Here is a 12,383-nt window from a genome sequence, read left to right on the forward strand (position 1 = left end):
AGCTCTTTGTGGGTGATTAGCGAACAGTCTAGTGGCGATGTCGTCAGTTAAGACTGAGCGGAGTAATGCAAAATGGCCATCGACATAGGCGCTTGCAAGATTTCACCTTCGGCATGACCGATTTCGGCATCTGAAATGTGGGTATCGCAGATGGTTTTCCAAACTTGATTACGATCATTCGGCAGAGAGAAACGAGCCGGAGCTTTGGTTTGGTTGATGAGGTAGACCAGTTCGTCTCCATCTTCACCAATACCGATGTGCAGAGCGACACTGCTTAGTCGGTTCCAATCTTCCATGCTCATTAATTTTCCATCGACGCGACTCCAAAAAATGCGGTTGTCGTTGCGCTTTTCACCGCTAAAGGCGCGGATGAACGGCACCATATATTTTTGGCGTGCAGCCAGCATCTCTGCAAGCCATTGTTGGAAATGCTGTTTAGCTTCACTGGTTTCCCAATTGAGCCAACTTATTTCGTTGTCTTGGCAATAGGCGTTGTTGTTGCCTTGCTGGGTATGCGATAGCACATCTGCGGTAAGAATGTGCGGGATACCAAACGAAAACAGCAAAGTCGCCATGAAATTGCGCTTTTGCTTCTCACGCGTAGCGAGTACAACCGGGTTGTCCGTATCGCCCTCTACGCCATAGTTGTTTGAGCGATTGTCACCGTGGCCGTCACGGTTGTTTTCACCATTGGCTTCGTTGTGCTTATGCTTGTACGAGACAAGATCTTGCATGGTGAACCCGTCGTGGTAGGTGATGTAGTTAACGGTCAGCTTATATGGCCAATTGGCAGCGCTATACAAATCGCGGGAGCCCATGATACGAGTCGCGAACTCTTTTAAGTAACCTTGATCGCCACGCCAGAAGCTACGTGTGATATCACGCAAGCGGTCATTACATTCATTCCAACCAAATGGGAAGTTTCCGACTTGATAGCCGTTTGGCCCGATATCCCAAGGCTCGGCAATCAATTTGGTCATTTTGAGGATAGGATCCTGAGCCACTGCGCGGAAAAAGGCGGCCTCACGATTAAAGTGATCACCGTTTCGACCTAATGTGGCCGCTAAATCAAAGCGGAACCCATCGACTTTAAACTCTTGTACCCAATAACGAAGTGTATCCATGACCAAGTTAAGAGCAGGCTGGTAGTTGAGATCGACGGTGTTGCCACAACCAGTGTAGTTCGCGAAGTACTCGCCATGACGAAGATAGAACTTGGAGTCTAAGGCTTTCAAGTTAAAGACCGGACCTTGATCGCCACCTTCAGCTGTGTGGTTGTACACCACATCAAGAATCACTTCGATACCTGCTTTGTGCAGTTCACGAATGGTAGTTTTGAGCTCTTCTACTGCATCTTGGCGGGCATAGCGTGGATCGGGTGCCATAAACACATAAGGGTTGTAACCCCAATAGTTCACCTTATCCATTTGTAGAAGATGAGGCTCGTGCATACAAGCGGCAATCGGCAGTAGCTGCAGAGTATTGATGTTTTGCTCTTTGTAGAAAGCGAGCATGGCATCACTGACTAATCCAAGATAGGTGCCACGCTCTGAAGCCGGTACTTGCGAGTTAAGCTTAGAAATCCCTTTGACATGAGTTTCAAACAACACCATTTCTTCACGAGGAATGTTGGGTGATGTTACTTGTTGCCAGTCAAAGGTATCATCGACGACCACGCAAGTTGGCAGTTCGAAACTTTTTTCGGCTGAAAACGGTGGGACATAATGCAGTGCTTTGTCTAATGCTTTTGCGTAGGGATCAGCTATGTACTGACGTTCTTCGCACGATTCTATGACAAAACCATAACGTTGCCCGGCTTTTATGCCGCTAAGGTGAATATGCTTGATTCCGGCATAATTGTTAAAAAGTGGGAACAACTCTTGTTTGTTGTTGTCATCATAGAGAGCGAGATAAATAGCCTCACAATCGGGTGCATGAATAGCAAAGTTACAACCGGCTTCATCCAGTGTTGCACCCAGCGGATAAGGGCTAGATTGATGTTGCGTCATAGAGATTTTTTCTATTTGTTCGTGAATGACATTAATCTTACTTTCACTAGTTAATAGCTTTGTAAACTTTAGGTCAAGCGAAGATCACAGAATTTTAAATGTAATTTAATTTCAGTTTTCTTACCTAAAAGTTAAAAATAGTGATGTAAAGCATATTGTGCGCGTCAAAACATTACTCCTATCTATACTACTCCCCCCTTGAATTGTGATCTTTCCTATAAAAACGCCATACGGTTATTTTTCTACTCCTTTCTCATCCCCCTTAACTATCTATAGGGTGGAGGACGCTTCCATTACACGACTTCGTTAATCTGCAATTGTTCAATCAACTCGGGACCCTAACCGATATTTCAAGTCTGAGACACTTCGGTACTGCCTCTGAAGCGTTTTAGAAACAAAGAAATTGAATATAACAATAAGTTAAACGGAGTTTTCTAAATGAAAAAAGTAAGTGTAATTGCTGCTGCGGTGGTAGGTGTATTGGCTGCTGGTCAAGCAATGGCGAATGTAGATTTTCATGGTTACATGCGTGCTGGTGTTGGTGCTAGTGAGCACGGTGGTCAGCAAACGACTTTTGAGAAAAACAAAGTAGGTCGTCTCGGTAACGAAGGCGATATCTACGGTGAGATTGGCCTAGGTAAAGAAGTATACAACGACAACGGTAAGTCGATGTATGTTGACTCTATGGTTGCTATGACTTCGAACGGTTCAAACGACTGGGAAAGTACTGAAAACGACGATGCAAAGTTTGCATTACGTCAGTTTAACGTTCAAGCAAAAGGGTTCTTGGGTTTTGCTCCGGAAGCAACTCTTTGGGCTGGTAAGCGTTACTACCAACGTAAAGATATTCACATCAGTGACTTCTACTACCTAAATATTTCAGGTGCAGGTGCCGGTATTGAGGGTATCGAAGCAGGTCCTGGTAAGCTTTCTCTAGCTTGGGTTCGCAACGATCGCAACGACGGTGTTCAAGATGGTGACCCAAGCACTGGTCAAACTCCAGACGCAGGAAACGATGGCGGTGCACTAAATGTTAATACATTAGACATTCGTTACGCTGGTATTCCTTTATGGGAAGGTGCATCACTTGAGTTAATTGGTAACGCAGCTCTATTAAATGAAACTGACCAAGCATCGCAAGCTGCTAAAGATGCAAAAAATGGTTTCATGGGTACGGCTGAATTGACTGTAGGTCTGAGCGGCGGTTTCAACAAAACTGTAGTTCAATACGGTACAGAAGGCTACTCAAAAGCGTTCGCGTTCTATGGTGACGGTAGCTGGTACGGCGCAGAAGCAAACTCTGGCGCATCTGGTTACCGCCTGATCAACTGGGGTGTATCAGAAGTCGGTCAGAACGTTGAGTTTGGTCACCAGCTAGTTTACGGTGTTGGTGAAGGTATGTGGGATGGCCAAGACAAATGGACTACATACTCTGCAGTTGTTCGTCCAATGTATAAGTGGAACGACAACATGCGTACAATCCTAGAAGCAGGTTACTCGCAAGATGATAACGATGGTTCTAAGACAACAAACAGCAAGTTTACTATCGCCCAAGCATGGTCAGCAGGTTCAAGTTTCTGGGCTCGTCCTGAACTACGTGTTTACGCGTCTTACTTAAACCAAGATGCTGACGGTCAAACAGATGGAAGCTATAAGTTCAACGGCGGCGAGAGCAAATCTCAAATGCAAGTTGGTGTACAAGTTGAAGCTTGGTGGTAATCTAGCGCAATAGCTAACCACGTTAATCATGTACAGCCAGCTAGTCTGGCTGTACTCTTTTTTCGGAGAGTAATTATGAAGTATAAATGGTTGCCCTTAGTAGCGGCTTTCTCACTAGCAGGGTGCTCTGCACCACAAGTTATTTCTAGTGATGTGGAGCCCTCTCAACAGGTTTCTACATCGGTTGAGCGTTTGAGTTGGACAAAGCTGGATCTTCCAGCGAATGTAACGACCGAGCTTGGTAAAAACTCTCAAATTTTGCTGCTGGATGGAACAGCAAGTCCTGTTGCTACATTTACTGTCGATGGAAATCGCGGTAGCTTGGATGTTGAGGTAGCAAGTTTAGTAGTTAAAGAAAGTAGTATGTATGCGCCTTCATTTAAGGTCACTGACGATAAAGGCCGTGTGTTAGGTGAAAAGCGATTTTCTGAATTTGAGTACAGAGAGGCGAAGGTTTTAGATCCTGACCAATATGCTGCAAAAGTAACGGTAATCCCTTTTGATGATTCTAAAGCGCTGCATATCTTGGTGTACTCAACAAAAGAAGATATAGCGGGTAGCTCCACCGTGACTCATCCTGCCAAGCTATATGCGAAAGCTCGAAGCAACCAACCACCAGAGATCGCTGATCCTGTCATTCTGCATTCACTCTATGGTACTTTGACCGTTAAAATTGATGCTAATAATGTTGTAACGAAGCGCGAGCAGACGGAAAACGAATATATACCATCTGCTGCAACCAGTGAAGAATACTACAAATCCGCAATAGAAAAAGCGGTTGCAGAAGACAACATACCAAAGGCACTTAGCCTGCTAGATGAAGCCAAAGCACTGAATATTGAAGGTGCCCAAGAGATCTTTGTTAAAGCAATTAATGCAAAATAGCACATTCACAAAATAGTTATTATTAGCCCTGAAAATGCTTTGAGATAATTCATCCCTCAATGTTTTCGGGGTTTATATTTTTCTCCTCTAATATACCGCCGTCAGGTTCACATCCAATTAACCTCAAAAAGTGACATTGTTCAAATAGCTGGCATTTGTTACTTCAGTGCTGATTTGCCAATAAAGTGTGACTTTGGTCATTTTTTAATAGCGTCATTCATGCTTTTCCGTGCTCAACGTCAAATTTCATTCCGAAGTGAAAATAAAAGTTCCAAAACTGTAGCCAATTACTATTGAAGAAGAAGGGGAGGTGCTTAGAAGTACTGCCACTATTATCAATAACAGCCTCTATTCCATCAAAATTGACATCATTATTCTCCTCTCCGACAACTTTCTCATCACATCTTACATTCTGCTGCCTTTTTGAATGTCGATTGAGAAATATAACGATAAAAATCGGAGTTAATAATGAAAAAATTATGTTTAGTCGCTGCAGCTGTTTCTACTGCACTTGTTGCTGCGCCGTCTTTCGCTGTGGATTATTTTGGTTATTTTCGTGCGGGCACTGCGCTCAGCTCAAATGGAACTGGTGATGCCAACTACGAGAAGCAAAAAGTGGGTCGTCTAGGTAACGAGAACGACAACTACTCAGAGTTCGGTTTTGGTAAAGATCTAAAAACGGGTGAGCAAACGTGGCGCGTGGAATCGATGATTGCTTCTGGCAACAGCGGCACAAATGGCTGGCAAGATGGTGACTTCAACGTTGCACAATACAATGTACAAGCGACGGGTCTGTTCAGTTCAGACAAAGAAGCGACAGTATGGGCTGGTAAGCGTTACTACCAACGTCGTGACGTACACATCACGGACTTCTACTTCCTAAACACATCTGGTACTGGTGGTGGTATCGAGAACATCTCTGTAGGTAATCAAAAACTGTCGCTTGCGCTTGTTGAAGACAGTAGCTCAAAGCAAAAAACGCTTGATGGCAAACAGTGGGTACAAAAGCCTGGTACTAACCCTGGTGTTGAAGGTAGCTGGGAGCAGCAAGATAAATACAAAGAAGATGAAGTCAAAGGTTACATCGCTGACGTACGTCTAGCGAACATTAACCTTTGGGAAGATGCAACACTAGAGGTTGCAGGTGCGTACAACTTCTCTACAGGCACTGCCTCAGGTAATACCAACGTACAAGCAGATGATGGCGCATTGGTTACCGCTATTCTTCACCAAAATATGGAAGCCGGCTTTAACCAAACGGTTGTGCAATACGGTAACAGCGCGTACGGCGCACAAATGGCCGACCTTGGTAACGGTGGTAATTTCGATCGCCGCGACGGTGCGAACAACGATGCACAAGGTGTTCGACTATTGAACTGGGGTGTGATTAGCCTAGGTGAGAAGTGGGAAATGGGTCACCAATTCCTTGCTGCACGATCGACAGACGCGGCAATTTCAGCGACGAACCGTGCTAAGACTGACCATGATTTGTTCTCTGCAGTAATTCGCCCAATGTACCAATGGACTGACACAGTGCGTACGGTATTTGAAGCGGGTACTTACGTTGAAAACTACAGCAATTACGGTAACAAAAAAGGCAGCAAGTTGACGGTTGCGCAGGCTTTTTCTATGGGTGAAGGCTTCTTTGCTCGTCCTGAAATTCGCGTATATGGCACCTACCTAAATGATCGTTCGGACAGCGCACAGCTTGCGGACAAATCAAAGAAAAACGAATTTCTTGTAGGCGTACAAGTGGAAGCGTGGTTCTAACGTTTTACTCATTAACCTAATAGATGCAGGGCGAAGGTGACTTCGTCCTTTTTTGGAGACGAACATGATCAAACTATCGACGACCCTGATCAGTAGCTGCTTGTTACTCGCTGGATGTCAAAGCACTGACGTTGTCGAGCAAGCGCCGCTTCGCTCTCAGGCAACGGTTTTCGATCCCGCTAGCCTCAACGTGCTGGCAATGAAAGCACCGAGTGAACAGACGTTTCGAATTGATGAGAATAGCCAGCGCTATGTCATAGACGGCGTCGAGAGCCCGGTTGCTGTCGCCTCACTGCCAATCACTTCAGGGGTGCTCGATATTACAATCACTAGCCTGATATCTTCTTCTGCTTTTGCTCCTTATGTGGCCGTTATCCGTGATGATGGCAGCGTGGTTGAGCAATATGATTTGAATGAATTTGATTATCTGCCTGCACGTTTCCATTTGGGAAATCGTTTAGCTCTAAACTTCACATTTGCTGTGCCAAGTACAACCTCTAAGCTCATGTTGGTGGTGTACACCAAGCCAGAAGCTACGACTCGCAGCGTGACGGTAACTCACCCAGCAAAGCTTGATGCCAAAGCTAGGGGCAACTATTTGCCTGAGGTGAAAGATATTCAGGTGCCTTTTAGTGATCAAGGTGAGGTTATTATTGCTATTGATGGTCGTAAGCTACAAGCCAATCCAACAATAACTGATGAACAAGTTACTCAGAGCAAGGTCATTCCGGTAAAAGCGACTCAAGAATCGAGTGAGTTTTACCGTCAAGCGATCACCCATGCCGTTGATAATAACCAACTAAAAAAAGCAGTAAGTTTACTTGAAGAGGCAGAGTCTCTTGGGGTGGAAGGTGCGCGCGAGGCGTTCAACAAAGCGGTGAATGCGTCTGCTTCTCAGTAAAAAGGAAGAATAATTGACCGATTAGTGTAAAAGCGTGGTGTTGATCGACAATCGCACTTAATTGTTGGCGCAATCAGCCGTTACTATAGAGAGTAACCGTTACCACAAAAGCCACTCAATTATGTCGACACTTACCATTGCTATTGGCGCTACCAGCTTGTCACTGTTGCTGGTGTTCGTCTGGATGTTTTCCCTTTCACTGCGCAAGAAGCGTATGGAGGAAGAGCGTCTTGCGCGAGAGGCCGCTTATCGTCGGGCGATGGAAAAAGCGCGCCAGCAAGAGAGGCAAGATCGCGTCTTTAAGGCGGAAACCGGTCATGTACCGACCATTCTTTATCTCGCTAAAGAGGCAGAGAGAACCAAACCTAACGAAGCGCTATATTGGTATCACAAAGGTGCGGAGCTCGACAATATCACTTCTATGTACGGCATCGTGCGCCTCAGTGACAAAAAACGTGAAGACCTAGTCCTTCGTGAGCAAGCTAATTATTGGCGATTATGTATTGCTGGTGCCGAAGGTGACGTGCACGCTAAGTTTGAGGCTGCAAAAGCGCAAATATTTGGTCAAGGTGTTGAGCGCAATATCCCAAGAGGCGTCGCTAAAATTCAAGAGGTGGCTGAAGAAGGTAACCTTGAAGCGATTCTGTTTATGGGAGATTGGAGCATTTCTCCTGAGAACCCAATACCATCGCCAAAGCAATCGACTCAGTGGTTTGAGAAAGCCGCGGACAAACAAAGTGAAGAGGGCATGACCAAGCTTGGGCTCAACTTCTTAAATGGGGTGGGCGTTGAGCAAGACAGTCAGCGCGCTTGCTACTGGCTTGAACGTGCCGCAGAAAAAGGCAATGTCGAAGCGATGTATTTTGCGGGCGAAGCTTGGCGTGATGTAAAGCCTAATGGTGCAGCTATTGCCTATATTTGGTTATTTATGTCAGCGTACATGGGCTATGAGCCCGCTAAATCGGCTCGTGATGCAGTGGGAAGCACTTTAGGTGTTGATTCGGTTGTTGGGCTGCAGTCACTTGCTAAGCCTGTTTTGAAAAAACTGCAGTTTGCTCCGGTCGTGAAACACTCGTTGATTCGCGCTCTTAACAAACTCTATAAACGAGATTTACCTCTGTTTGGACTTGTGCTGGATCGCGAGTCTGATGCAGTGGGTGTATCAGAAACTGACGTCTCGCCAGAGGCAAAGCCAAGCGAGACTGAGAGTGTCGCCTCTTCAAATGTTGAGGATGTTGCCGGGGGTAATGCAAACTCATACAGCTACTCCAGTTATGATACTCACTATTCACAATAAAGCATCCTTCAATCAATTCTGATTTCTATATTTGTCATACATGACTTTGATGAATCATATGTGAACTTCTGTTTCACTATTGTTATTTTTACCTTTCCTTAATGTTCATTTGGGGGGCTTTGTGGGCTAAGTTGGTGTGATCGATGTCACTCAATGTTTGCCTTTGACACTTCCATGACAAAAACAATGTTCAAAAAAATATTCTGAGCTCAGTTTCGGTGTGACCTTCAAGGATGCTTGGCAGTGGCCTTGTCGTTCGCACATTAAATCCGTGCCATTTATGGCATTCCTGTTCTATACGGAGCTTTTAATGAAAACTTTTAAAATGACATTGGCAGCGGCACTAGTTGCAGCAGTTGCACTTCCAGCAAGCGCAAACTACGTTGACGTTCGTGGTGCTTACAACACAGAAGCAAAAACTTATGAAAGCCGTGTTCGCACAGGCATGGGCTTTGCTGAAGATTGGGAAATTCACCTAGAAGGTACTCAAGGCCACGGCGATAGCGCGTTTAGCCAAGACGACCACAAAGTAGCAGCGTTCGAGACCGAGCTAAACTACAACTACGCAATCAACGACAACGTAACTCTAACTCCTGGTTTCGTTTACTGGAACGGTACTAGCCACTCAGAATACCGTCCTTACCTAAAAGCGACTTACGCAACAGGTAACTTCTACACTGCAGCACGTTACCGTTTCCAAGCGGCAACTGATGGTGTTGAGAACACAAACCAAGTTGACGCATGGGTAGGTTACAACGTTTCAGACTTCAACCTAGAATATAACCCAGCTTACATCGCACAAAACAACGGCGGTAAGATCAACAGCGATCTTTCTCGTGCAGACAGCAAATGGGAACACACGTTCCAAGTTAAATACACTGGTTTCGACACGTGGGCACCTTACCTAGATTACCAAATCCTAGACAAGACTTACGTAAGTCAAAACGCTGAAGTGAAAACTGAAAACCGCGTTCGTGTGGGTGTAACGTTCAACTTCTAATCTGCTTGCTGTAGATTAAAGTCAAACAGTTCTTAATAAAATGCCGCTCTTGTTGAGCGGCATTTTTCGTTCATGAGGTGTTTAAGAGTCCTTTATTCAGGCAGAGACATCACTCGCAGGTTTTCACTGATTTGTAGCGTAGCTTCTGTTGCTGCTTGCACTTGTTGGATACTAAATTCAGGTGCAAGCTCAGTCAGTAGCATTCCCTTCGGAGTGATTTCAATAACGCCCATTTCGGTGACAATCAGGTCAACTTGATTAACGGCGGTCAGCGGCAGTGAACATTGACGTAGCAACTTTGGTTTTCCTTTCACCGTGTGCTCCATCGCTACAATGACCTTTTTGGCGCCAACCACAAGATCCATTGCACCACCCATCCCTGGTACCATTTTTCCTGGAATGATCCAGTTAGCGAGATTGCCGTTTTCGTCTACCTGTAAGGCGCCAAGGACAGTGGCATCAACATGTCCTCCACGAATAATGGCAAACGATTCTGCGCTATCGAAATAGCAGCTTCCTTGGATAGCAGTAATAGGCTGCGCCCCAGCATTAACGAGATCCGGATCTGCATTGTCTTCGGTGGCCAGATTATCGATTCCTAACAAACCGTTTTCTGCTTGCATTAAGATTTCCACCTCCTTGTCGACTTCGTTGGCCACAAGCGTTGGTAAACCAATGCCAAGATTGACGATATCGCCATCATGCATCTCTTGAGCGACGCGCCATGCGATGCGGCGACGAATGGTGTGTTTATCCAGTAGGGTCGTCATTACGCATCCTCCGTCAAAATATAATCCACATACAGGCTAGGTGTGTGTACTGACTCGGGCTCAATGTCACCTAGGTTGACAATGCTTTCCGGCTCCACGATGACAGTGTCAGCAGCGGTCGCCATTAAAGGGTTGAAGTTTTGTGTTGTCTTGCGATAAAACACATTGCCTCGAGTGTCGACCACTGAGCCACGAATTAAGGCAATGTCGGCCTTAAGTGGCGTTTCAAGTAGGTAGTCTTTACCACCTACGTTAATCACTTTCTTGCCTTCAGCGACCAAAGTGCCAAGACCCGTTGGCGTGAGTACGCCCCCAAGGCCAGCCCCGCCGCTTCGAATTCGCTCAGCCAATGTCCCTTGGGGCACCAGCTCAACATCAAGCGTGCCTTCGTTCATTTGATTGCCCGTTTCTGGATTTAAACCGATATGGGACGCATAGAGTTTGCTGACACGCTTTTGCGCGATGAGCTTACTGGTACCACGACCGGGTGAAGCGGTGTCAGTAGTAATCAACGTGATATCTTTAATGTCCCACTCGTTGAGTAGATCAATCAGGGATTCAGGCGCGCCAGTTGCCATAAAACCACCGATCATGATGGTCATACCATCACGAAAGAGAGGACGAAGCTGCTCGGCATTTGCAGATTTTTTCATCTCAAACTCCTTAGCTACAACGTTTTAGAATGACAGCTGTACCCATACCGCCACCTATGCATAGTGACGCTAAACCAAGGTCTTGCTGGGTTCTGTGAAGCTGATACACCAAGGTGGTGAGAATACGGTTGCCTGAGGCGCCAATTGGGTGTCCAAGTGCAATCGCACCTCCCGATAAATTGCTGCGTTCAAGCAGCCACGGCGCATCGATGTTATGCTGCTCTGCAAGTGAGTGGACAACGCCAAGTGCCTGCGCAGCAAACGCCTCGTTGAGCTCGAATACGTCAATATCGTCAATCGACAGATGCGCTTTGTTTAGCGTATTCGCAATGGCGGGGACTGGGCCAAGTCCCATCACTTCAGGGGCGAGTGCACCTTGTCCATATTCAATCACTTCTGCTAGCGGTTTTAGGTTCAGTCTCGTGACTGCGCTTTCTGAGGCAAGAAGGATGGCGGAGGCTCCGTCATTGATACCAGAGGCATTGCCTGCGGTGACCGTACCTTCTGGATCGAAAGCGGGACGGAGATTTTGTAAGGACTCATAGCTGCAGTCCGCTTTGGGGTATTCGTCTTGTTTTACCTCAGTTTGACGGCGTCGATTGACGATGGAAACGGGGGCGATCTCGTCGACGAAGTCTCCGTTTTTAATGGCGTTCACCGCTTTGTTCTGACTACTGAGGGCAAAAGCGTCTTGTTCTTCACGCGACAGGCTGAATTTTTTCGCGATGTTTTCAGCGGTGATCCCCATGTGGTACTGATGAAACGCATCCGTAAGACCATCTTTGATGATGCTGTCTTCAAGGGGGAAATGACCCATGCGCTGACCACGGCGGATCTGTCCTGAAGTGATAAATGCAGCGTTTGACATGCTTTCCATACCACACGCGACCACCACTTCTGCATCCCCTGCGCGAATGTGGCTGGCGGCGTCCATAACGGTCTTCATCCCGCTGCCGCAGATCATATTAAGCGTGTACGCGGGCACGGAGTCCGGTATCCCAGCTTTTAATGCCGCTTGTCTTCCAGGCCCCATACCGGTTCCTGCGGTAAGTACATTGCCTGCAATGACTTCATCAATCATATCTGGCGCGATGTCCGCTTGTTCAAGCGCAGCTTGGATAGCGTGCGCGCCAAGCTCCGATGCCGATAGTGCACTTAATGCACCATTGAAGCTGCCAATTGGCGTGCGTTTTGCCGCCACGATAAAAACACGTTCCATGCCTGTCTCCTAAATGTTCAAGCTTAACAACAGTCTAAATCGCTGATGAGTCGGAGCGTTACAGGCAGGAATTCAAAGCCGCTTTGCAGATTTGCAAAGACCAAGTTGGCGTCCGATCACGTCTTTTTTATGAGTTAACTCTTATCTTGGAGCCACAACC

Annotated in this window: 10 protein-coding genes; 6 read left to right on the plus strand and 4 right to left on the minus strand. The window is 46.3% G+C overall.

Annotated features, from left to right (window positions below):
- Nucleotides 1-47: 47 nt before the first annotated feature.
- The gene (gene glgX, locus ACJB0T_RS05285; protein WP_479292489.1) at nucleotides 48-2,009 is read right to left on the minus strand and encodes a glycogen debranching protein GlgX; all 1,962 of its coding nucleotides are present in this window, start codon (nucleotides 2,007-2,009) and stop codon (nucleotides 48-50) included.
- Nucleotides 2,010-2,447: 438 nt separating this feature from the next.
- On the opposite strand from glgX, the gene ACJB0T_RS05290 reads away from it, so the two are divergent.
- The 6 genes from ACJB0T_RS05290 to ACJB0T_RS05315 all read left to right on the plus strand — a co-directional run bounded on the left by ACJB0T_RS05290 (nucleotide 2,448) and on the right by ACJB0T_RS05315 (nucleotide 9,581).
- Nucleotides 2,448-3,728, plus strand: a complete 1,281-nt coding sequence (locus ACJB0T_RS05290; protein ID WP_446647128.1) for a maltoporin — start codon at nucleotides 2,448-2,450, stop codon at nucleotides 3,726-3,728.
- Nucleotides 3,729-3,803: 75 nt separating this feature from the next.
- The gene (locus ACJB0T_RS05295; protein ID WP_479292491.1) at nucleotides 3,804-4,613 is read left to right on the plus strand and encodes a MalM family protein; all 810 of its coding nucleotides are present in this window, start codon (nucleotides 3,804-3,806) and stop codon (nucleotides 4,611-4,613) included.
- A gap of 468 nt (nucleotides 4,614-5,081) precedes the next feature.
- A complete protein-coding gene (lamB, locus tag ACJB0T_RS05300) occupies nucleotides 5,082-6,383 on the plus strand; it encodes a maltoporin LamB (protein ID WP_353498815.1) in 1,302 nt (433 codons plus the stop codon).
- Nucleotides 6,384-6,447: 64 nt separating this feature from the next.
- On the plus strand, nucleotides 6,448-7,284 hold the full coding sequence (locus ACJB0T_RS05305; RefSeq protein WP_479292493.1) for a MalM family protein: 837 nt from the start codon (nucleotides 6,448-6,450) through the stop codon (nucleotides 7,282-7,284).
- A 121-nt stretch (nucleotides 7,285-7,405) separates the two neighbouring features.
- Entirely contained in the window at nucleotides 7,406-8,581 is a 1,176-nt protein-coding gene (locus ACJB0T_RS05310; protein ID WP_479292495.1) for a tetratricopeptide repeat protein, read from the plus strand.
- 310 nt (nucleotides 8,582-8,891) lie between these two features.
- A complete protein-coding gene (locus ACJB0T_RS05315) occupies nucleotides 8,892-9,581 on the plus strand; it encodes an oligogalacturonate-specific porin KdgM family protein (RefSeq protein ID WP_162631331.1) in 690 nt (229 codons plus the stop codon).
- Between the two features lie 92 nt (nucleotides 9,582-9,673).
- Here ACJB0T_RS05315 and ACJB0T_RS05320 read toward each other — a convergent pair whose 3' ends face one another.
- From ACJB0T_RS05320 to ACJB0T_RS05330, 3 genes are read right to left on the minus strand one after another with little or no spacing between them, the layout of a single operon-like run.
- Nucleotides 9,674-10,351, minus strand: a complete 678-nt coding sequence (locus ACJB0T_RS05320) for a 3-oxoacid CoA-transferase subunit B (RefSeq protein WP_418642611.1) — start codon at nucleotides 10,349-10,351, stop codon at nucleotides 9,674-9,676.
- Nucleotides 10,351-11,004, minus strand: a complete 654-nt coding sequence (locus tag ACJB0T_RS05325; protein ID WP_446647123.1) for a CoA transferase subunit A — start codon at nucleotides 11,002-11,004, stop codon at nucleotides 10,351-10,353. The genes ACJB0T_RS05320 and ACJB0T_RS05325 overlap by 1 nt, the downstream gene beginning before the upstream one ends.
- A 10-nt stretch (nucleotides 11,005-11,014) precedes the next feature.
- Nucleotides 11,015-12,223, minus strand: a complete 1,209-nt coding sequence (locus ACJB0T_RS05330) for an acetyl-CoA C-acetyltransferase (RefSeq protein WP_479292497.1) — start codon at nucleotides 12,221-12,223, stop codon at nucleotides 11,015-11,017.
- Between the last annotated feature and the right edge of the window lie 160 nt (nucleotides 12,224-12,383).

The sequence above is a fragment of the Vibrio sp. CB1-5 genome (assembly GCF_059412285.1).

Coding starts and splice junctions, on each gene's coding strand:
- ACJB0T_RS05290 (WP_446647128.1), top strand. CDS start 2,448: ATGAAAAAAGTAAGTGTAATTGCTGCTGCGGTGGTAGGTGTATTGGCT.
- glgX (WP_479292489.1), bottom strand. CDS start 2,009: ATGACGCAACATCAATCTAGCCCTTATCCGCTGGGTGCAACACTGGAT.
- ACJB0T_RS05305 (WP_479292493.1), top strand. CDS start 6,448: ATGATCAAACTATCGACGACCCTGATCAGTAGCTGCTTGTTACTCGCT.
- ACJB0T_RS05310 (WP_479292495.1), top strand. CDS start 7,406: ATGTCGACACTTACCATTGCTATTGGCGCTACCAGCTTGTCACTGTTG.
- lamB (WP_353498815.1), top strand. CDS start 5,082: ATGAAAAAATTATGTTTAGTCGCTGCAGCTGTTTCTACTGCACTTGTT.
- ACJB0T_RS05315 (WP_162631331.1), top strand. CDS start 8,892: ATGAAAACTTTTAAAATGACATTGGCAGCGGCACTAGTTGCAGCAGTT.
- ACJB0T_RS05325 (WP_446647123.1), bottom strand. CDS start 11,004: ATGAAAAAATCTGCAAATGCCGAGCAGCTTCGTCCTCTCTTTCGTGAT.
- ACJB0T_RS05320 (WP_418642611.1), bottom strand. CDS start 10,351: ATGACGACCCTACTGGATAAACACACCATTCGTCGCCGCATCGCATGG.
- ACJB0T_RS05330 (WP_479292497.1), bottom strand. CDS start 12,223: ATGGAACGTGTTTTTATCGTGGCGGCAAAACGCACGCCAATTGGCAGC.
- ACJB0T_RS05295 (WP_479292491.1), top strand. CDS start 3,804: ATGAAGTATAAATGGTTGCCCTTAGTAGCGGCTTTCTCACTAGCAGGG.